The organism is Microbulbifer jejuensis (assembly GCF_047289955.1).
Classification (GTDB): Bacteria; Pseudomonadota; Gammaproteobacteria; order Pseudomonadales; family Cellvibrionaceae; genus Microbulbifer.
Genome location: NZ_JBLBUB010000020.1, coordinates 40,739 through 60,920, shown reverse-complemented (window position 1 = coordinate 60,920; position 20,182 = coordinate 40,739). Strand labels below are relative to the sequence as shown.

Genomic DNA, 20,182 nt, shown 5'->3' with positions numbered 1-20,182 from the left:
AGGAAATCACACAAAAAATCCCGGTAAACACCGGGATTTTTTATATGCTCAAATTCAATGCTTTTAAGGTTTTCAAGAATGTCGAATTTTTTTCCTGATCAAAAAATAAAAATAAAAATAAAAATAAAAATATGAATCTGGATTGTAGGAATCTTAATTCTATGCATCACCACCGTGCCAGCAACAAATTTATCTTTTGAGTCGTAGACGTCATCCACGGCTTGTTGGAGTATTCCGCATGTACTTCGGCTTAGTAGCTTTGTCACCTTGAAAACACAACAAAGGTATTCTTTTCCCAAATGGCATACTCTATGGTGATTGCTTGGCGACAACAAATCAGCCAGATATGCCACTTTCTTTCAAATTCTCAAACACTAGATACAGTAATATTTCTTTGCCGGTTGCAAATGTCTTTTGCCCTGAATACTTTAGCTGTTACTGTATACCGGGTGGATGCAAAATCCCCTTCAGGCCGAGACTCAACAAATAGGCATTCACGGTGGTTTCGATTTTCTCGGCGCAATCCATACAGATGACCTGCTGTAACAGCCGTTCCATATCCGCCTGTCGCACTGCCCGCAATGTGGCTTTGACACGCGGCAGGTTGGTGGCGTTCATCGACAGCATATCGTAGCCCATGGCCACCAGCAGCAGGGCGCCGCCGGGTTCTCCGGCCAGCTCACCGCAGATGCCCACCTTGCTGCCCGCAGCGTGCGCTGCAGTAACGATTTCCTGCAGGGCCCGCAACACAGCGGGGTGCAAGGCGTGGTAAATATTGGCCACGCGGCTATTGCTGCGGTCTACCGCCAGCAGATACTGGGTGAGGTCATTGCTGCCCACCGAGATAAAATCTGCATGCTCGGCCAGTTCGCGCACCTGGTAGACCGCAGAGGGTACCTCCACCATAACGCCCAGAGGGGGCATGTTGATATCGTAGCCCTCTTCCAAAAGCTCCCGATAGGCTCTTTCTATCAGTTTGCGCGCGGCTTCCAGCTCGCCGAGTCCGCTGATCATCGGCAGCATAATGCGCAGGTTATCGAGCCCCAGGCTGGCTTTCATCATGGCGCGGACCTGTGCCAGGAATATTTCCGGGTGGTCCAGGGTAACGCGGATGCCGCGCCACCCGAGGAAGGGGTTGGTCTCTTCTATAGGAAAGTAGGCCAGGGATTTGTCACCGCCAATATCCAGGGTGCGCATGGTAACCGGCAGGGGGGCGAAGCTTTCCAACTGTTCCCGGTAAATCTCCCGCTGCTCCTCCTCCGAGGGGAAGCGGTCGCGCAGCAAAAAGGGCACTTCGGTGCGGAACAGGCCGACACCCTCGGCACCACGTTCCCTGGAGCGCACGACATCGGCCATCAGCCCGGTGTTGACCAACAGGCACACCCGGTGGCCATCAGTGGTTTCGGCAGGCAGACTGGCTGTATAGTCCAGATTGCGGGCGAGCTCCTGCTCTTCGGCCACAATGGCTTTGTAACGGCGTTTGAGCTCTTCGCCCGGGTGGATATGCAGTGCCCCGCGATAGCCGTCCACAACCACGGATATGCCATCAATGGTCTCGTAGGGCAGGTCCTGCACGCCCATAACCGCAGGCAGCCCCATCGCCCGCGCGATGATTGCCACATGGCTGTTGGCGGAGCCCTTTACAGAAACAACGCCGATCAGTTTTTGCCGGGGAACTTCGGCCAATACCGCGGCGGTGAGTTCTTCGCCCACCAGAATGGTGTTTTCCGGGTAGTCGCGTTCGCTCTGCTGTTGTTGATGCAGGTGAGTCAGCACCCGCACGCCGAGGTCGCGCACATCGGCGGCTCTATCGCGAAAATAAGAGTCGGACATGGTTTCAAAGCGCCGTACATGCTCCAACATAACCTCAGCCCAGGCCCTCGGGGCACACAATTGCTGTTGCCGGATGCGATCGCAGACTTCGGTGGCGAGGGTGTTGTCGTCCAGTATGCTGATGTAGGCATCGAAAAGTGCGGACTCTTCGCGGCTGAGTTCGCTCTTGAGGCGCTCCCCCGCCTGGTGGATTTCCTCCCTGGCGGCGGAGAGGGCCTGCTGGAACAGGGCCAATTCAGAATCTACATCCAGGCACAGGCAATAGGGCACCGTGGCCAGGTTGGCCTGGGGCGTGACGATGCGCACATGGCCAATCGCAACTCCGGGGGATGCGGCAATGCCGCGAAAGTGGGTTTCGCGCTTCTGCTTACCCATGCTCGCCAGTATCCCGGTGGCTTCCGCATGGGCAATCACACCGGCGAGCTGGGCCGAGAGGGTCACCAGAAACGCCTCTTCGCCCTCATCGAAGCGACGCTGTTGCTCCTGTTGAACGACAAGAACCCCGAGTACGGTGCGGTGGTGGATAATCGGTGCGCCGAGAAAAGCGCAGAAACGCTCCTCCCCGGTCGCGGGGAAATACTGGAAGGCGGGATGGGACTTGGCCATATCCAGATTGATGGGTTCCTCGCGGGCTACCACACTGCCCACCAGCCCTTCGCCCGGCGCCAGGTGTACCTGACCGACAGCATTGGAGTGGAGGCCGTCGGTGGCCATCAGCACATAGTTTCCGGACTGCTTGTCGCGAAGGTAAACAGAGCAGACCCGGGTGTGCATCACCTCACGCACACGTTGCACAATAATGTTGAGCACCGCAGGGAGGTCCCTGGCGGTGTTGACTTCCTGTACGATACTGCGCAGAGATCCGAGCAATGGCCTGTCCTCGCCAATCAACGGAGAAAGTTCAGGCCCGGAACCGGTGGGTGCTCCGCTCGGGCCTTTGGTGTTCAGACACAGGGAAGAACCCGGCAGTCCCTTTGGACACCGGGCTCATCACTGGCGAAAGGGGCGCGCTATTCGTCCTGTTTGCGCAGCCAGCGCCTCTCCAGCTGTATCTGCTGTGGGGCCAGTTCGGTCAGCGCGCGCCGATACACCTCGCGCTTGAAGGTCACTACCCTGCTGAGCGGGTGCCAATAGCTCACCCAGCGCCAGTGATCGAATTCGGGCTTATAGCCGTTTTCAAAACTGATGTGGGTCTCCGCCGCCTCCAGTTTTAATAAAAACCATTTCTGCTTCTGGCCGATACACAGGGGTTCGGCACGCCGGCGGATCATCCGCTGTGGCAGGCGATAGCGCAGCCAGCCGCGCGTACAGGCGATCAGACTGACCTGATCGCGGGTGAGACCGATTTCTTCGTAAAGCTCCCTGTATAGTGCCTGTTCCGGGGTTTCGCCTGGATTAATGCCGCCCTGGGGGAACTGCCAAGCGTCCTTGCCACCGACCCGTCTGGCCCACAGCGCCTGGCCGTGGGCATTCAGCATAATGATACCGACGTTGGGGCGAAAGCCCTCTGCATCTATATTACTGCTGTCTTCGCCACCCTGCCTCTGCCTCCTGTTGTTAAGCGCAGGGGGATTGTTGCGATTGGATTGCTTGTTGGGCCTACGGCGGCTTCTTCTCCCGGCTTGAGCCGGCTTGCCGTCGTCCAAAATAATACCGTCCTCAATACTGTTGCGTGCTGCTGTGCGCCGCACTCGCTTGCCCCGTATTGTTCCACAGAGGGGGGTTTACAGCAATTCGGTGACGCAGTCTGTGTGATGCGCGCGAATGCAGGGTAAAATTGTATGACGCTGAGGTGGCAGTAGCTGGATTTTGGCGGTGGAATTTCCTTTGCGAATCGATGGTAACGGGGCTGATTAGCGGTGCACTTGGCAATTTTTGATCTCGACAATACGCTTATCGGCGGAGACAGTGACCATGCCTGGGGCGAGTTTCTGGTACAGCGCTCGCATGTGGACGGCGAGCACTACCGTACGGCCAATGACCGTTTCTATCGGGATTACCAGCGGGGCGAATTGGATATCTCTGCTTATCTGGAGTTCGCACTGGCGCCTCTGTCCCAACTGTCCCGCGGACAGTTGGCAAGCCTGCAAAGTGAATTTATGCAGGAAGTTGTCAGTGCGCTGTGGCTGCCCCGCGCCCAGGCGCTGATCGGGGAACATCGCCACAAAGGGCACCATATCATGATCATTACAGCGACCAATCGCTTTGTTGTGGAGCCGATTGCTGCACACCTGGGAGTGGATACCTTACTGGCCACAGAGCCGGAGGAGCTGGAGGGGCGCTTTACCGGGCGCGTGGTCGGCGAGCCCTGTTATCAGGCCGGCAAGGTTGTGCGCTTGCACCAGTGGCTGGCACACAACACTGTCTACGCGCGTGCACAGAAGTGGTTTTACAGCGACTCGATCAATGATTTGCCGCTTCTGACTGAAGTAGAGCATCCGGTCGCTGTGGATCCGGATGCCCGCCTGCGCACAGAGGCGGAAGCGCGGGGCTGGCCGGTAATCAGCCTCCGGTAACCTGCAAACTCTGGCAAAGTGCAACACGGGGAATTGTGTGAACGGAGATACCTTACGGCAAATAGCCTGCGGGCTGTTACTGGCCAGCCTGGGGGCCGTGTTGGGATGTGAACAAAAATCTGCAGCGCCGCCAAAGGCCGTGCGTGGGGTTGCGCTACAGCCCGTCAGTGAAAAGGCGGCCTCGGATCTCTCCCTGGCGATATGGCAGGCGGGCCAGGCACAGGTAGTGCACACCCGCGGCCACGCGGAGACCCTTCAGCGCACAGTGGTGGCATTGCTGGAGCAGCCCGGAGAAGACCGGCTGGAAAAAGCCAGGCTGGCCTGGCTGGATGCCCACCGGGAGTTCGCTGCGACACTGCCCTACATCCAGTTGGCCTTTTCACCGGTGGCTTTGCGCAGCCAGGGCCGCGAACTGCTGCTGGCTCTGGACAGCTGGCCTGCGCAGGCGGGTTACCTGGATACGGTGCCGGGCTATTCGGACAGCGGCATAGTCAATGACACCGCCATTGAGTTAACCCTGGCAAACCTGCGCAAGCAGCACCGGCTCACTGCCCACGAGGAGGCGAGCATCGGTTTCCACGCGCTGGAGGTCATGCTTTGGGGCCCTACCAGCGAGCGTATGGCGGCACAGTTTGCCGCCGACTCCAGAGGGGAAAAGCCCGAAGCCCTGGCGACCAATCGGCGCCGCGCACTGACCCGCCTGATCGCCCGGGGTATTGAAGAAGATATGGGTGGTCTGGCCCGCAGTTGGCCCAGCAGCGCCAATAATCTGTCGCGCCGGTATCTCGCCCTTGGCCCTGTGGCACGGTTGCAACAGATCCGCGCTGCCCATACCCAGGTAATCGACGAGTTGCTGCTGTCGCGCCTTCCCGAGGGCTCCGAGAGCGATGTGGAGAGTAGCCTTGCAGCGGACTCCAAGCAGGCGCTGTTGGCGGCCATGGCCACTTTACAATCCAACTGGATACCCACAGGGGGAGGCGGCCTGGCGGAATTGTTGCTGGATCGTCACCAGGTGAGTGCGCTGGAGCAGACCTTTGCCGATCTGGAAGCCCTGTTATTGGAGATGGAAGACCCGTTTGAACTAGCGGAATTGGGCCAGCTGGCCAAGGCGCGCAAATTGCTGGAGAAGATGGCGGGCCTGATGGCCGGTACTACCCAGGTCCCCGCTTCCGAAATGAATATTATGCCTGCTGTTCTGCCGGTAGAGTAGGGCGCAACAATATAAAACCCCGGTACAGGCCGGGGTTTTATATTGGGTAGAGGGAATCCCTGAAAGCGCTTTACCAGCGGCGCACCGGGCCGGTGTCCACGTGAACGAAGTTGCTCTTAGGGTAGTAGCCAACGCCACCCGCTTTCAAATTCAGGGCCGCCTGCCGTAGTTTTGATAGGGAAACACCGGGCATACGGATGTCCATGGCCATACCGCGTGTATGGTAGCTGCGCTTGGCAACACCGCGGCCTGCGGCGCGCAGCTTGGCATTGGTCTTGGCCGAGCGATATCCGGAGATAATCTCAACAGTGCCTTTAAAATTGAATTTTTCCTTCAATTTATACACGATATCCAGCAATTTCGGGTCCATTCGGGTCACTTCGTTGGCCCGGTGGTCACGCAACAGCTTGTTGAACTGCTTGAGACCACTGCTACTGTAGTCTCCATTGCTCCAGTAGGCGGCCTCCAGCTTCTCCCCGGTGTGCAAGTTGCGCATTTTTAGGGTGCGGGAGCTGCCTACTTTGGCAAAAGTTGGCCCGGCGCTGACCGCCGCCGCCGTTGCGCAGGTCACTGCCAGAAACCGACGTCTGGATGGATTCTTCATAATTCCGCCTCGTCGTTTGGGTGCGCCAGTGGGTCGGCGCATCCGGGTACAGCGGAAAATGTACAAAAAATAACCAGATGTTACAAACCGCAAGCTGTTAATTTGAAAAGATTCGAAGGCTTTGGTTGGTAAATAGTTGCTTCTGAACTAGGGCCCAGGCTCCACCCTGGAGCTATTCCGATGCCGCCGGGCGGGTGGCGAGGACAGCGTTGTCATTTTTGAACACAGCATAAAAATTCATTTTTTTGTGACTGATTGGTTCTTTTCTTGCGCTGGAGCGCCGGGGATGGGGGGCGGAACTAGTCTTCGGCTGGGGGGCTGGTTTTCTTGTCGCGGTGGTAGATATCGCGCCGGAATTGTGGGCGCCCGTCGCGATCCAGCCAGGCGGTCATATAAACGATATAGAGGCGGGGCGCAGGCTTGATGCGCACGTTGTGGGCCTGGTCTCCGGTCGCTGCCTGAGCAATCTCAATCCTGTCCCAGCCCTGGGGCGCCAGTAATGCGTAGGCCAGCTCTTCCGGGTGCTGCAGGCGCACGCACCCGTGGCTGCGCGCGCGCACCTGCAATGAAAACAGGCTCTTTGCCTGCGTATCGTGCAGAAAGATGGCTCGCTTGTTGGGCGTGACAAATTTTACCTTTCCCAGTGTGTTTCCGGGACCACTGACCTGGCGCAGGGTGGCGTGACCGCCTGCGGCGCGGGCAAGGCCCTCAGTGGTAATCGGGGAGGTGGCCCCACTGTGGTATTGGATAACCCGATACCCGCGCCGGTGCATGGCAGCGGGGTTGTGGCGCGCTTTGGGCAGAAGCTGTGTGAGCAGAATACTGCGCGGTACCGTCCAGGTGGGGTTGAATATGATATGGGTGATACGGCTGCGCATATCCGGTGTGCGGGTACTGCTTTTGCCCACTACCGTTTTCATATCGAGCACGACCTGATTGTCCTCCACCAACCGCAGCCGGTAGTCGGGCACATTGACCAGTACGTAGCGGCTCTCGGTGGGAAGAGACAGCCTGTCCCAGCGCTCGGCGTTCAGGGTCATTTGTTCGGCCCGCTCCGAGGGAGGGACAGCCAGTGCAGCGAGGGTCTCCCCTTCTGCAACGCCGCTGGGCGCGAGTCCGTGCCGGCGCTGGAAATGCTCCAGGGCGGTCTGAAGGGCCCTGTCGAAGCGCAGGGAGTCTCCCGCGGGTGCGGCGGTTGGCCCCGGTTGCCCTCGATAGTCTCCGTAGAGTTCCAACAGCTTGCGCAGCTGCAACACCCGTGCATTTCTATCGCCGGCCTGTAGCGGCCCGCCCCGGGCGATTGGCTGCCAGTGTTTGACCAGTTCCCGGTAGCGGGCGGCCGCTCTGCGCAGCTGTTCGCCCGAAGTTGCCGGATCGAGTGCCTGCTGAACCCTGGCTGCCAGCAGGGCGCCACCGCTTGGGGCCGCGGACGCGATCACGCACAGCAGCGCGGCGAGACCGAGTTGGCGCAGGTTACAGGCCACGATGAATGCCCGTAGATGTACTTGGGATTAGCCACGACCTGCTCCTGCTACGGGGTTGTCGCGGCGATAGATATCCGGGCGGAATTGCAACTGCCCCTTTTCATCTATCCAGGCAGTCCAGTAGGCGATGTAAACGGGTACTGGTTTTTTCAGCGCTACGCCGTGGGTGCGGCTGCTCCCCAGGGCGCGGTTGATACGCGCGTTACCCCAGCCGTTTTGCTGTCCCAGCATCATTCGGGCAAACACCATCGGCTTTTCCAGGCGAATACAACCGTGGCTAAAGGCCCGTTGGGACTTTTTGAACAGGTGTTTGCTTTTGGTATCGTGCAGGTAAATGGCATGGCGGTTGGGGATCATAAACTTGACCCGACCCAGGGCGTTTCCCGGCCCACCCCTTTGATGCAGCATAACCTTGCCGCGGCGCACAGCGGCGATATTGCCGCGGGTAAAGGGCACGGCTCTGCCGCGGTGGTTGATCAGCCGATATCCTCTGGCGCCCAGCGCAGAGCCGCCTTTTGGCAGCAGCTCTTTCAGGGCGATACTCGGTGGCACGCGCCACACTGGATTGAACTCAAGTCGTGTCATGCGGGTGGTCAGTTGCGGGGTTTTGTGTTTTGGCTTGCCCACCACCACCTTCATGCGGAATTGTTCACGGTCGCCCTCCATCAGGCGCAGACTGAAATCGGGAATGTTGACCACGATATAGCGCGGTCCCAGATCTTTTGGCAGCTGCTCCCAGCGTTTGAGATTGGCCGCGAGGACACGCACCAACTTGGCGGGATTGGTATTGAGGCGGCTGCGGGTGTGCTCGCCAACCAGTGCGTTCGCTTTCAACCCGTGACGCCGCTGGAATCTGCGCACTGCCTGTTGCAGGGATTTGTCATACACATCGGCGTGGAGGTTGTCCTTCGATCCTGCAGTATCAAAATCACTGGGGCGGTAATCCCCGTACAGCATCAGCAGGCTGCGCAGTTGCGCGACACGCGGACCGCGACTGCCCGGTGCTATCGGTTGCCCGGCACGAAGCGGTTGCCAGTGGTCACTGTCCGCCAGCACCCGGTAGCGTGCCAGTTCCTCACTGAGCAGCGCGTATTGCCGCCCCTCTGGTGAAAAGGGATCGCTGCCGGCAACTGTATTGGTATCAATAGCCTCCCCGGTCTCCGCAGTGGCCGGGTGCAGCCCGGACCCTAGGGTTAGGACCAGCAACAATACGAGGGCGCTGACGTGCACAGGGGCCCTGTGCAGTGTACGTGCAAAGGGCGGACGCTTGCGAATACCCATAAGTCACCCATGTCAGCAATGGAAGGATCGAAGAGACTGAAACACTCTGCTCACATTGGTAACTTGTGACTGCGGAACTCTTTAATATTTTTGAGAAATGCGTTCCCTGGGCTCTACTAGGTAAAAGGAATATAGGGGTGGTGGCCCATGCGGAAACTCAGGGCCGGGTCAGTGGAATGCGGCGGCAGATCTAGAACTGGTTATCGGTGAGGCCATCTTTCGCATAGATATCCGGGCGAAAATTCAGATTGCCCTGGCCGTCGACCCAGGCGGTCCAGTAGGTGATGTAGATGTTCACCAATCGGGTCAGGTCGACCTCGGTGGTTTCTTCGCCGGTGGTGAGCTGGCCGATACGCCACTGGTCCCAACTCCCCTGGGGACGCAACAGGGCCTCTGCCAGGTGACGTGGCTTTTCCAGGCGAATGCAGCCGTGGCTATAGCCGCGGTCCGTCAGGGAGAAGAGGGTGCGGGCGCGGGTATCGTGCAGGTAGACATCATGTTTGTTGGGTATCTCGAATTTTATCCGGCCCAGTACATTCTCCTCACCTCCCATTTGGCGCATTAGATAGGAGCCGGCGCCCGCGGCCGAGAGGTTGCCGGAGGTGAGGGGTAGATATTCACCACTTCCGCTGACCACCCGGTACCCCATGTTTTCCATACCGGTGGGATTCTTGCGGGCCTTGGGCAGTATTTCATTGACGAGAATGCTGCGCGGTACCGTCCAGGTGGGGTTGAATATCACTTTGCTGACCCGTGTGGTGATCTCGGGTGTTGCGTGTTTCTTCTTCCCCACAACCACATTCATGGCCAGTTTGACCTGGCCGTTCTCAACATATTGAAGCCGGTAGGCAGGGATATTTACCTGGATAAAGCGCTCCCCCAGGCTGGAGGGCAAGGCTTCGCGGCGGCGGATATTCATCTCCACAATTTTCGCCCGTGCAGCGGGAGAAAGGTTGAGGCGCTTGCGGGTGGTGCGTCCCACGATGCCATCCGGCTTGAGGCCGTGGCGTTTCTGGAAGCGCGCTACAGCCTGATGCAGGCTCCGGTCGAACCGGTTGTGATCGGCGCCGCGATAGCGGTAGTAAGCCTGGTAGTCGCCGTAGAGAGAGAGTAGATCCCGCAGTCGGCCCACATGGGGGTGGCGGGCCCCCATCGTCATTGCCGGGCCTGGGGGAATTGGGCGCCAGCGTCCACTGGTGGATAGGTTGCGCAATTTTTGCAGTTGGTTTCTCAACGCATAGGCATCACTGCCATAGGGGGTATTCTCCTCGAAATAGCGACCCTCGCTATTGACCGGGGATGCAATAGCTGCGCTGTTGCGCATGCGATTGTCGCGCCCACGATTGTTGCGGTTCTGGTTGTAATAGATCCGGCTGTCGCTGCCACTGGCGCCTGGGCCGCTTTCGCTGCGGTCTCTGTGTGTATTGTGGCGCATCCGATTGAAGCTGCGGGCGGAATTGGCGGCGTTTGAGGGGTTGCGTTCATCGTCGGTGCTGTAGTCCTGGGAATAGGGGTGGCTGTGCGGACTGCTGCCGATGATACGCGCCCGGTCGTAGCCGCGAAAATACTTGCGTCCACTGGGCTCATTTGAGGCTTGTTGGGGAGGCCTGGGCAAAGCAACCATGCGAAACCCCTGGTCTTCACGAAATACCGGGGTAATACCGCGGTGTGGGCGGCTTTTGGGTCTGATGCGATCCAACTGGGTATCCTGGGCGTAGGAGACAAACGCATCGGTCAGAAGGACATCCAGTACCGCGGCCATCTGCAGGCGCTGTGGGGTATCGCGCAGGGTGCGGTCGAAATATCCGAGGTGATAGCGGTAGTCGACCATGCTACTGGGATTGCCGGAGCTGGCCGCAGTGAGTTGCCTGAGCAGGTCGTTGGCGCTGTCGCTCAGGCTGTAATTGTCGAACCAGAGCAGGCGGTAATCGGTGCGCTGGTAAATTTTGCGCACCGCTGCGGGATTGAAAATGGGGTCCTGGGCGGGCCAGGCATTGGGGTTCTCTTCCAGCCAGTGTACCAGGTGGGGGCGCACGGCATTTTCCGGCAGTACCGGCACAGTTTTCTGGTTGGCCGCAAAGGCATAATAGAGAATGGACACACACAGGCTGCCGAGAATCAGCAGGGGCAGAATGGATTTGCGTTTGCGCTGTTCTGGGTTGAAATACGACATGGTACCTCAGCGATACTGCAGGGGCCCGGCGTTGTCTTGTGGATAATCCCGGGCGCCAGATCGTTGTTACCTTCCCAACCTGTGACGAGCCTAACCTGATACTGCTCGGTGTTTAGCGATGGCTCGCACTTGTCATGCGTCCCGCGCGACCTCCTCTTTTCAGACGCCGATTGGCATTGCGCACTTGCGCGTAACTCAACCAATTGCCGTCTGTGAGAGTAAGTATGGCAATAAATGCAGAATTTGCTTGGCGTTTCCTTCTTCTCTTGGGAGTCACCGGGGGGAGGGCGGCAATGAGGCAATAACCGCCGAAGCGCCTGTGGCACGGATGTCGATTTGAAGGGGAATATTTGATTAGCGGGTAAATACTTGAGCGATCAGATACGGCCAATTATTTTGCCATGGCCCTTTAGTTTCAGAAGCAAGGGTACTAGCCGAGAGCGAAGTGACGCAGTGGTCCCTCGGGCTCTCCCTGTGCAAAAGACTGCTCCCACAGCTGGCAGCGCCCCGTTTTACGAACAGCAATCAGGGTGCTGGCGCGAGTGCCATAGCCGGCTTGGTCATTGTCTGGCGCCGCTGTGCCGGGCGAGGAGGATTTTCGGTTGTCTATGTGTACGAATATGGGAGAGAGCGCCCGCTCTCTTGCCGGACCCACGCCAGTGTGCGGGAGTTCTGCCTCGGGCGCCGGTTGACTGTGGCGCAGCAGGGCCAAAGCAGGGCGCACAAAATTGTCCTCGGTGATGGTATCGCCAATGCCCCGCATGATACGCCTGAGCCCTTTCTTTCCCCGCTCAACCTTCGGCCAGGGGGCGTCCGGCGCGCCATTGGAAATACCGTGTACGCCGATTGGAATGGGGAAAGGGGCGTGGCGATTGCCGGCGCAGATCAGTGGTTTATCGGCCTCCAGATCAAAGAGCAGTGCATTGAAGCCGCGATAACGCTGCCCCTGGAGCCCCAGGGCAAATTGGTAGGGTGTACTGTTGCCGGCAAGGAAATCCAGGGGGATTTCCCCGCGGGAGAGCAGGTCTTCGGGCACGGCCCGCCCGGGTTCGCGGATATTGGTCACTGCGGCGACCCGGCCGCGGGCCATTCCCGCCCAGGTGCCACCGCCCTGCAGATCGCGCCCCGCGACCAGGCCGAGCCCTTCCCAGAGCGCTGCGGGTGCGCTGGGCCTGGCATAGTACTCGTCGCGATTGGCGATCAGCAGCAGCGGGTAGTCACAGTGGCAGCGGTAAGCGAACAGCAAAAGGCACATAGCAGTTTTCCAAAGTGGCAGGGCTGGATGCGCCCCTTTCGCTGAGGGGGGCTTTGTGAGCATAATACGCCTTTATCGCTGCCAATCTCGATTCACCCATGCTGATTTATCCTGAAATTGACCCTGTGGCCTTCGCCATTGGCCCCTTTAAAGTGCATTGGTACGGGCTTATGTACCTGGCCGGCTTTATTGTTGCGTGGTGGCTGGCATTGCGGCGCAGCACCAGGCCCTGGTCCCCGGTGATCAAATCTGAAGTGGAGGATTTGATTCTCTACTGTGCCATCGGGGTGGTGGTCGGTGGACGCCTCGGTTATATGTTCTTCTACAACCTGCCGGAGCTGATTGAAAGTCCGCTGTCTCTGCTGAAGGTGTGGGAAGGGGGGATGAGTTTCCACGGTGGCCTGATCGGCGTGATGCTGGCCACAGCCTGGTACGCCCGTAAGATTGGCACGACCTTCCCGGCCCTGATCGACTTTGTCGCCCCCCTGGTGCCTATTGGTCTGGGATTGGGGCGCCTGGGTAATTTTATCGGTCAGGAGTTGTGGGGGCGTCCTACCCAGGGGCCATGGGGTATGGTTTTCCCGAAGGATCCGGAGCTGTTGGCGCGCCATCCTTCGCAACTGTACCAGGCTTTTCTCGAAGGGCTGGTGCTCTTTGCCCTTCTTTGGTGGTTCTCCAGCCGGCCGCGCCCACGTCTTGCCGTTGGCGGTCTGTTTGTACTGCTTTATGGGGTTTTCCGTTTCCTGGTGGAGTTTGTGCGCGCGCCCGATGGCCATATTGGCTTTGACCTGTTTGGCTGGATGACCCGCGGGCAGCTGCTGAGTTTGCCGATGATCGCGGCCGGTATTGCGCTCTTGGTGTGGAGCTACCGCACCCAGCCGTCGCCGGAGGGGCGGGACAGGAGCAGTGCCAGGCAGGCGTGCACCCATTCGAAGGATGGGGCGCCACAGTAAGATGAAGCAGTATCTGGATCTGATGCGCTATGTGCGCGAAAACGGCGCGGAGAAGGGAGATCGTACGGGCACGGGCACCCTGAGTATTTTTGGCTACCAAATACGCTTCGACCTGGGCGAGAGTTTCCCGCTAATTACTACGAAAAAATGCCATTTGCGTTCGATCATCCACGAACTGCTGTGGTTTCTGCAGGGGGAGACCAATATCCGTTACCTGCGCGAAAACGGGGTGCGGATCTGGGATGAGTGGGCCACAGAAGCCGGTGATCTGGGGCCGGTATACGGTCGCCAGTGGCGCTGCTGGCCGGCGCCGCACGGGCATCATATCGACCAGATGGAGCAGCTGGTGCATCAGCTGAAGACCCGGCCGGACTCCCGCCGCCTGCTGGTTACTGCCTGGAACCCCGCTGAGCTGCCAGACGAGAGCGCCTCCCCTGTGGACAATGTGCGTGCAGGGCGCATGGCCCTTGCCCCCTGTCATGTGCTTTTTCAGTTTTATGTGGCGGACGGCAAGCTGTCCTGCCAGCTGTATCAGCGCAGCGCGGATATCTTCCTCGGAGTGCCATTCAATATTGCCTCCTACAGCCTGCTTACCCTGATGCTGGCGCAAGTGTGCGGGCTGCAGGCTGGCGAGTTTATTCACACCTTCGGTGATGCTCACTTGTACGCCAACCACCTGGCGCAGGCAGAGATGCAGTTGCAACGGGAGCCCTTGCCGCCACCAACGATGCACTTAAATCCGGATGTGAAAGACCTGTTCGCCTTCCGCTTTGAGGACTTCGAGCTGCGGGATTACCGTGCCCACCCGCATATTCCGGCACCGGTAGCGGTTTAAGGGGGCGCTGTGGATATGGATATTTCTGTGGCCCTGATTGCTGCAGTGGCGCGCAATGGCGCTATCGGCAAAGACAACGGCTTGCCCTGGCGGCTCTCCGGAGACCTCCAGTTCTTCAAGCAGGTCACCATGGGCAAGCCCGTGGTCATGGGGCGCAAGACCTTTGAGTCCATCGGCCGTCCCCTCCCGGGGCGCAACAATATTGTGATCACCCGTAATACCAGCTGGCAGGCTAATGGTGTTGAGGTGGTGACGTCACTGCAGGCGGGGCTCTGCCGGGCCCGCGAGTGGGCCTTGAAGGCCGGTGCGGCGGAGGTGATGGTGATTGGTGGGGCGCAAATTTACCGCCTAGCCCTGCCCCTGGCGGCGCGCCTTTATATCACTGAAGTGGATGCTGAGGTGGATGCTGACGCCTTTTTTCCAAAGCTGGATGACTCATGGGTCGACACTGTAAGGGAGTGTTACCCCGCTTCAGACAGGAATGAGTATAATTACGCATTAGTTCAATACGACAGATTTAAATAAAAACAATTTGATTAAAAGTTGATCAGTCTGTTAAATTCTTTGACAGCCTGCACAGGGAATGGCGCCGCTGATGTGTGAAAGTGACTCGATCGTGTTACCCGGTTGTTACCTTGTTACCCATGCTGGCCGATGCTGACAATCGGCATTTGAATAATCAAATCGGCTGTTTACAATGTGCGGCTCTTAGCTGTCTTCTAGCCAATGTTTTTAAAACAAAAGGACACCGCGTTTTGGCAGCTAAATCATCGCGACCATGTTGTGAAATATTGAACCCACTGGGGGGTCTAATGAAAACCAAGCGATTCATGGCTGTGGCGCTGGCCACTGTGCTGTCTGCCGGCGCGCTCTATGGCAGCGTAGCCAACGCGGATACTCTCGATAACGTTCTCGCCGTCGGCCAGCAGAAAACCACTGCGGCCCGGGCATCGCAAAAACGCATCGACAAGATTGCCGAGGAAACCAGCGATCTGCTGCAGGATTTCAAGGTGGTTAACAAGGAAATTGACGGTCTGCGCGTATACAACCGTCAGCTGGAAAAGCAGTTGGCCAACCAGCTTGAAGTGATCAACGACCTGGACGAATCCATCGCCAACGTCACCGTCATCGAACGCCAGATCCAGCCGCTGATCCTGCGCATGCTGGAGGGCCTGGAGCAGTTTATTGAACTGGACGCGCCCTTCAAACTGGACGAGCGCATGGCCAACCTGGTAAGCGTAAAAAATAATATGGACCGTTCTGATATTACGGTTGCGGAGAAGTTCCGTGAAGTACTGGAACTGTACAATTACGAAGCGGAGTACGCGCGCAAGATCGCCACTTACGGCGATACCCTGAATGTAAACGGCCAGGAGCGCGAAGTGAACGTGTTGCAGATCGGCCGCATCGCGCTGCTCGCCCAGACGACCGATTCCAATATCTCCCTCGCTTACGACAAGGGCCAGCAAGCCTGGGTTGAAATCGATTCTGGCACTTACCGCCGTGCCCTTATGAGCGGCTTGAAAATCGCCAGGCAACAGGCCTCCACCGACATCATGACCATGCCGATCCCGGCTCCGGAGGCAGCGCAATGAAAACCTCTATCGCCAAACGTATACTAGTGGCAGCCGCGGCTGGCCTGATCAGCTTCTCTGCGGTTGCGCAGGAAAAAGCCACTTCTCTCGATGACCTGTTGAAGATGGTTCGGCAATCCAAAATCGCTGAATCCCAGGAACACAAGCAGCGCGAAGCCGAATTTCGCCGCCAAAAGGCCAATCAGCAGGCGCTGCTGAACAGGGCCAAAAATGTTCGCACCGCTGAGGAAAAGCGCTCCGAGGAACTGGAAAAACGATATCAGGATCAGGAAGGCGCCATTAATCAAAAGCGTGATCAACTGGATGAGCGCCTGGGCTCTCTGAGCGAACTGTTCGGCCATATGTCCTCTACCGCCGCAGACCTGCGCGCAAATATCGATTCCTCCCTGGTCTCGTCGCAATATCCGGGCCGGACAGAATTTATCGACGGCCTGCTTGCCAAGATGAACACGGGCACCAAGCTGCCGACCATTCCAGAAATTGAGCGCCTGTGGTTTGAAATCCAGCGGGAAACAATCGAATCCGGCAAGGTTGTCAAGTTCAATGCCACTGTGATCAAGCCCAATGGTGAGCAGGTCCAGCAGGAAGTTGTTCGTGTAGGTAACTTCAACCTGGTTTCCAACGGCAAATACCTGGAGATGAACGACGCCTATAAAGTGGCTGAGCTGGTTCGCCAGCCGGACGCCAAATTCCAGAAGATGGCGGAGAGTCTGCAGGCTTCCAGCGCCGGCTTCAGCGCTTTCGGGGTTGATCCCACAGGCCCCACCGGCGGTTCCTACCTGAAGGCCATGATCAACAGCCCGGACCTTATCGAGCGCTGGCACCAGGGTAAAATTGTGGGTTATATCATCACTGCCGTGGGTGCCTTCGCCATGCTGCTGGCTATCTTCCGCCTGGTCGTGCTCTTCGGTGTAAGTGCCAAGGTGAATGCCCAACTGCGTTCCGCCACGCCAAATACCAACAACCCGTTGGGCCGTGTACTGGCGGTGGCAGAGGAAAACAAGGGTGTTGACGGTGAAACCCTGGAGCTGAAGATGGAAGAGGCGGTACTGAAGGAGCGCCCAGCGATCGAGACCGGCCTCAACCTGCTGAAGATTATTGCTATGGTGGCGCCGTTGCTGGGCCTCTTGGGGACCGTTACCGGCATGATCATTACCTTCCAGGCGATCACCATCTTCGGTGCCGGTGACCCGAGAGCCATGGCCGACGGTATTTCCTCCGCGCTGATTACCACCGTTTTGGGCCTGTGTGTCGCTATCCCGACGGTATTGATGCACACTATCGTGAACGGTCGCGCCAAGCGTATCCTGCATATTCTGGAAGAGCAGAGTACCGGTATCGTGGCGGAAAACGCCGAGCGTAAATAAGAGGAGGCGGCAACATGCACGCATTAATCGACGCATGGGCCGCTGTCAACGCCTTTATGGCGTCGGGCGGGCCAGTACTGTTCCTGATCGCCGGTCTGACCTTCTTTATGTGGACGCTGATTTTTGAACGGATCTTCTATTTCAACAAGGGGTTGAAAAGTGATGTTCAGGGTGCAGTGGACCAGTGGGAGGGGCGCGGTGAGCGCAATTCCTGGGGTTCCCGCCAGATCCGTTATGCGATGATCTCCCGGGTTTCCGAGAGGATTCAGGACAATATGGACATGATTCAGGTCTGTGTGGCCCTGGCGCCCCTGTTCGGGCTCTTGGGTACGGTCTGGGGCATGATCAACGTGTTCGATGTTCTCGCGATTACCGGTGGTGGTGATGCCAAGCAGATGGCCAGCGGTGTATCTATGGCAACTATCCCCACCATGGCGGGTATGGTTGCAGCGCTGTCCGGTGTTTTTGCCAACACCTACCTTACCCGCAAAGCAGAGCGGGAGAGCCAGCTGCTGGAAGATCATCTGACCATGGATCACTAGCACACATCAGCGAATAGGCCAGCTTATTTGCTGTGAAGGTTTAGCCAAGCCAGAGATTCCCGCCGCTGGGATCCCTCTTGGGGTCCCTCGCGGGAAAAGTTCGCTAAGAGAGTTGCAATGAGCAAAAGACAAAATACGGCAGAAGAAGAGGCAGGAGCGATTGACCTCACGCCCATGTTGGACGTGGTGTTTATTATGCTGATCTTCTTTATCGTCACCGCGACTTTTATCAAAGTGCCGGGTACCGATGTGATAAAGCCGGAAGCGACAACCGCTGAACTCAAAACCGCTTCTATTCTGGTAGCGATCAACGAAAGCAATGAGATCTGGATTGCCAAAGAGAAAGTTGACGAGGGCCAGGTAAGAATCGTCCTGGAGCGCCTCTACTCCGAAAACCCCAAAGGGTGGTTGGTGATTCAACCCGATAAGGGCGCGAATATTGAGAAAATTGCCCTGATTGCGCAAGCGGCCAGGAAGATCGGTATCGAGAAAGTTTCGGTCGCGACAGAGAAGAGTTAGCTATGAATCCGGTAAGACTTCTTGGGGCAGGTACATTGGCAGCCGCCACGACATTTGGCCTCATCTTCACCATGCATCAGCTGATTGAGGCAAATATGAGCGCTCAGGAGGAAAAGGAGCAGTTCAAAGTTGCCGACGTGGTGATGCCCGAACAAGAACTTGAAACGCAGTACGACACCGCCAAACCGGAGAAACCGGAAGACCCGGAAACGCCTCCGCCGGAGATGCTGGAACCGGAATTTGACGATCCAACCATTGACAGCAGTATCAATATCTCGGCCCCCCGCGGCAACGACGGTATCAAGCTGTCTGGATTCAGCTTTGGCGAGGGCGATTATCTACCCATCGTCAAAGTACAGGCCCAGTATCCGCGTCGTGCACAGCAGCGCGGCATCGAAGGCTATGTTATTGTCAAATATACAGTGACCACTAATGGTTCTGTGCGCGACCCGGTGGTGGTTGAGGCCTTTACTTCGAAAGGCAAGCCAACCACTATTTTCAACAGGAACGCACTGAAGTCCGCATTGAAGTACAAGTACAAGCCGCGGGTGGTCGATGGCAAGCCGATTGAGGTGCCCAATGTGCAGACCAAGATCAGCTTTACTATGGCCGAAAACTAAAGGGGAAGCACTATGAAGTTGACAACCATGGCTAAAGGTTTGTCCAGGCTCGCTCTGCGCGTGTCGCTAGCGTTCCCCCTGGTTCTGGCACCGGCAGTCAGTGTTAGCATACTGGAAGCTGCGGGTGTTTCCGCGCCTTTCGCCTCGGCACAGGCGCAGGAACAAAAAAAAACCAGCAAGAAGAAAACCCGCAAGGTGCCGGCCATGCGCCAAGCGGCCTACAAAAAGCTGGAGAAAGCCCAGGAGGCTTATGAGGTAGAAGACTGGGCGGGCGCACTGGCTGCGCTGAAGGACATGGATGCCAGTAAGAAGCGCTACAATGGCTACGAAATAGCGCAGATGTACAACTTATTTGGTGTTGTCTATTACAGTATGGAGCGCTACAAGGAGGCGATCCCCTACTTCAAAAGAGTGTTGAGTCAGGGCGAGAAAAATCTGCCGGTAGCGCTGGAAGAGGGCACTTTGTTTACACTGGCCCAGCTGTATTTTGTGACCGAGAATTATAAACAGGCGGTCAATTACCTGAACCAGTGGATGAAGGTTTCAAATCGCGTCACTGCGGATTCCTATGCGTTGCGTGCCCAGGCCTATCAGCAGACTGGCGATCAGGGCAAGGCGCTTGCGGATATCAATGTGGCGGTATCCATGTATGAGAAAGTAGGCAAGGTGCCCAAGGAGAACTGGTACGGATTGCAGCAGTACATTTATTTTGAGCGCAATGACTACAAAAAAGTGGCTGCTGTTCTGGAAAAATTGTTGCAACACTACCCAAAGCCTGCGTACTACCTCACTTTGGCGGCAATGTACGGCGAGCTTAAGCGTGACAGGGACCAGCTGCATTTGATGGAAGCGGCCTACCTTGCCGGGGCATTACAAAAGGAAAAAGACCTGCTGAATCTGGGCTATCTCTTTATGGGGTTTGAGATGCCCTATAAGGGGGCCAAGGTTATTGTCAAAGGGATCGAGGAGAAGAAAATTCCGCGCAATGCCAAGAATCTGGAAACCCTGGCCCAGGCCTACCAGATGGCTCAGGAGTTGCAAAAAGCGATTCCGCAATTGGAAGCGGCGGCCAAGCTGTCCGACAAAGGCCAAATCTATTCCCGTCTGGCGGGTATCTACCTGGATCTGGATGAGAATAAGAAAGCCGTTGCGGTGGGCAGGAAAGCCCTGGCCAAAGGCGGGGTTAAGCGCCAGGATCAGTTGTATGTCGTGATGGGCATGGCCAATGCCAATTTGAAGCAATATGACGCTGCGCTCAGCAGCCTTAGGAAAGCCCTGAAAGACAAGCGCTCTGAGAGAACCGCCAGACAGTGGATGGCCTTTGTCGAAGGTGAAAAGGCGCGCGAAGAGCAGCTTGCAATTTAATTATTTTGAGTGCTTCGTTTCAAAAAGGCC

18 protein-coding genes are annotated in these 20,182 nt (G+C 57.3%); 11 read left to right on the top strand and 7 right to left on the bottom strand.

Going from position 1 to position 20,182, the window contains the following annotated elements; translation table 11 throughout:
* Positions 1–435: 435 nt before the first annotated feature.
* Together ptsP and ACL7TT_RS13840 are read right to left on the bottom strand one after the other, a co-directional pair.
* A complete protein-coding gene (ptsP, locus tag ACL7TT_RS13845) occupies positions 436–2,703 on the bottom strand; it encodes a phosphoenolpyruvate--protein phosphotransferase (RefSeq protein ID WP_413396213.1) in 2,268 nt (755 codons plus the stop codon).
* A gap of 140 nt (positions 2,704–2,843) precedes the next feature.
* Positions 2,844–3,524, bottom strand: coding sequence for an RNA pyrophosphohydrolase (locus tag ACL7TT_RS13840; protein ID WP_459564497.1), 681 nt, complete (start codon positions 3,522–3,524; stop codon positions 2,844–2,846).
* Between the two features lie 168 nt (positions 3,525–3,692).
* Between ACL7TT_RS13840 and ACL7TT_RS13835 the strand changes: the two genes are divergently transcribed.
* Both ACL7TT_RS13835 and ACL7TT_RS13830 read left to right on the top strand, forming a co-directional pair.
* Positions 3,693–4,349, top strand: a complete 657-nt coding sequence (locus ACL7TT_RS13835) for a histidinol-phosphatase (RefSeq protein ID WP_413396211.1) — start codon at positions 3,693–3,695, stop codon at positions 4,347–4,349.
* Positions 4,350–4,386: 37 nt separating this feature from the next.
* Positions 4,387–5,559 (top strand): imelysin family protein, encoded by a 1,173-nt coding sequence (locus ACL7TT_RS13830; protein ID WP_413396209.1) that lies wholly within the window; start codon positions 4,387–4,389, stop codon positions 5,557–5,559.
* A 70-nt stretch (positions 5,560–5,629) separates the two neighbouring features.
* Here ACL7TT_RS13830 and ACL7TT_RS13825 read toward each other — a convergent pair whose 3' ends face one another.
* The 5 genes from ACL7TT_RS13825 to ACL7TT_RS13805 all read right to left on the bottom strand — a co-directional run bounded on the left by ACL7TT_RS13825 (position 5,630) and on the right by ACL7TT_RS13805 (position 12,356).
* Complete coding sequence (locus ACL7TT_RS13825; protein WP_299939629.1) at positions 5,630–6,163, bottom strand: DUF882 domain-containing protein; 534 nt, start codon at positions 6,161–6,163, stop codon at positions 5,630–5,632.
* Positions 6,164–6,462: 299 nt separating this feature from the next.
* Positions 6,463–7,647, bottom strand: coding sequence for a L,D-transpeptidase family protein (locus ACL7TT_RS13820; RefSeq protein ID WP_413396206.1), 1,185 nt, complete (start codon positions 7,645–7,647; stop codon positions 6,463–6,465).
* A gap of 27 nt (positions 7,648–7,674) precedes the next feature.
* Positions 7,675–8,928 carry a L,D-transpeptidase family protein gene (locus ACL7TT_RS13815; protein ID WP_413396205.1) on the bottom strand — a complete coding sequence of 418 codons (1,254 nt, stop codon included), beginning with the start codon at positions 8,926–8,928 and terminating at the stop codon, positions 7,675–7,677.
* Positions 8,929–9,118: 190 nt separating this feature from the next.
* On the bottom strand, positions 9,119–11,101 hold the full coding sequence (locus ACL7TT_RS13810; protein ID WP_413396203.1) for a L,D-transpeptidase family protein: 1,983 nt from the start codon (positions 11,099–11,101) through the stop codon (positions 9,119–9,121).
* 430 nt (positions 11,102–11,531) lie between these two features.
* Positions 11,532–12,356, bottom strand: a complete 825-nt coding sequence (locus ACL7TT_RS13805; RefSeq protein WP_413396201.1) for an NRDE family protein — start codon at positions 12,354–12,356, stop codon at positions 11,532–11,534.
* Between the two features lie 98 nt (positions 12,357–12,454).
* Here ACL7TT_RS13805 and lgt point away from each other — a divergent pair, with 98 nt between their 5' ends.
* The 9 genes from lgt (at position 12,455) to ACL7TT_RS13760 (ending at position 20,152) form a co-directional block, all read left to right on the top strand.
* On the top strand, positions 12,455–13,309 hold the full coding sequence (gene lgt, locus ACL7TT_RS13800) for a prolipoprotein diacylglyceryl transferase (RefSeq protein ID WP_413396199.1): 855 nt from the start codon (positions 12,455–12,457) through the stop codon (positions 13,307–13,309).
* A gap of 1 nt (position 13,310) precedes the next feature.
* Positions 13,311–14,144 carry a thymidylate synthase gene (locus ACL7TT_RS13795; protein ID WP_413396197.1) on the top strand — a complete coding sequence of 278 codons (834 nt, stop codon included), beginning with the start codon at positions 13,311–13,313 and terminating at the stop codon, positions 14,142–14,144.
* Between the two features lie 15 nt (positions 14,145–14,159).
* Complete coding sequence (locus ACL7TT_RS13790; protein ID WP_413396195.1) at positions 14,160–14,669, top strand: dihydrofolate reductase; 510 nt, start codon at positions 14,160–14,162, stop codon at positions 14,667–14,669.
* A 287-nt stretch (positions 14,670–14,956) separates the two neighbouring features.
* The gene (locus ACL7TT_RS13785) at positions 14,957–15,739 is read left to right on the top strand and encodes a DUF3450 domain-containing protein (RefSeq protein WP_413396193.1); all 783 of its coding nucleotides are present in this window, start codon (positions 14,957–14,959) and stop codon (positions 15,737–15,739) included.
* The gene (locus ACL7TT_RS13780) at positions 15,736–17,106 is read left to right on the top strand and encodes a MotA/TolQ/ExbB proton channel family protein (RefSeq protein WP_413396192.1); all 1,371 of its coding nucleotides are present in this window, start codon (positions 15,736–15,738) and stop codon (positions 17,104–17,106) included. Before ACL7TT_RS13785 ends, ACL7TT_RS13780 begins: the two co-directional genes overlap by 4 nt.
* Positions 17,107–17,120: 14 nt before the next feature.
* The gene (locus tag ACL7TT_RS13775) at positions 17,121–17,648 is read left to right on the top strand and encodes a MotA/TolQ/ExbB proton channel family protein (protein WP_413396190.1); all 528 of its coding nucleotides are present in this window, start codon (positions 17,121–17,123) and stop codon (positions 17,646–17,648) included.
* Positions 17,649–17,765: 117 nt separating this feature from the next.
* Positions 17,766–18,167, top strand: coding sequence for an ExbD/TolR family protein (locus ACL7TT_RS13770; protein WP_413396188.1), 402 nt, complete (start codon positions 17,766–17,768; stop codon positions 18,165–18,167).
* Positions 18,168–18,169: 2 nt separating this feature from the next.
* Complete coding sequence (locus ACL7TT_RS13765) at positions 18,170–18,787, top strand: energy transducer TonB (protein WP_413396186.1); 618 nt, start codon at positions 18,170–18,172, stop codon at positions 18,785–18,787.
* A gap of 12 nt (positions 18,788–18,799) precedes the next feature.
* On the top strand, positions 18,800–20,152 hold the full coding sequence (locus tag ACL7TT_RS13760) for a tetratricopeptide repeat protein (protein WP_413396184.1): 1,353 nt from the start codon (positions 18,800–18,802) through the stop codon (positions 20,150–20,152).
* The last annotated feature ends 30 nt before the right edge of the window (positions 20,153–20,182 follow it).

Bases quoted from the DNA above. Each gene is read 5' to 3' on its own strand.
- ACL7TT_RS13795 (WP_413396197.1), top strand. From the start codon at position 13,311: ATGAAGCAGTATCTGGATCTGATGCGCTATGTGCGCGAAAACGGCGCG.
- ACL7TT_RS13790 (WP_413396195.1), top strand. From the start codon at position 14,160: ATGGATATTTCTGTGGCCCTGATTGCTGCAGTGGCGCGCAATGGCGCT.
- lgt (WP_413396199.1), top strand. From the start codon at position 12,455: ATGCTGATTTATCCTGAAATTGACCCTGTGGCCTTCGCCATTGGCCCC.
- ACL7TT_RS13775 (WP_413396190.1), top strand. From the start codon at position 17,121: ATGCACGCATTAATCGACGCATGGGCCGCTGTCAACGCCTTTATGGCG.
- ACL7TT_RS13810 (WP_413396203.1), bottom strand. From the start codon at position 11,101: ATGTCGTATTTCAACCCAGAACAGCGCAAACGCAAATCCATTCTGCCC.
- ACL7TT_RS13765 (WP_413396186.1), top strand. From the start codon at position 18,170: ATGAATCCGGTAAGACTTCTTGGGGCAGGTACATTGGCAGCCGCCACG.
- ACL7TT_RS13760 (WP_413396184.1), top strand. From the start codon at position 18,800: ATGAAGTTGACAACCATGGCTAAAGGTTTGTCCAGGCTCGCTCTGCGC.
- ACL7TT_RS13780 (WP_413396192.1), top strand. From the start codon at position 15,736: ATGAAAACCTCTATCGCCAAACGTATACTAGTGGCAGCCGCGGCTGGC.
- ACL7TT_RS13815 (WP_413396205.1), bottom strand. From the start codon at position 8,928: ATGGGTATTCGCAAGCGTCCGCCCTTTGCACGTACACTGCACAGGGCC.
- ACL7TT_RS13805 (WP_413396201.1), bottom strand. From the start codon at position 12,356: ATGTGCCTTTTGCTGTTCGCTTACCGCTGCCACTGTGACTACCCGCTG.
- ACL7TT_RS13770 (WP_413396188.1), top strand. From the start codon at position 17,766: ATGAGCAAAAGACAAAATACGGCAGAAGAAGAGGCAGGAGCGATTGAC.
- ACL7TT_RS13785 (WP_413396193.1), top strand. From the start codon at position 14,957: ATGAAAACCAAGCGATTCATGGCTGTGGCGCTGGCCACTGTGCTGTCT.
- ACL7TT_RS13825 (WP_299939629.1), bottom strand. From the start codon at position 6,163: ATGAAGAATCCATCCAGACGTCGGTTTCTGGCAGTGACCTGCGCAACG.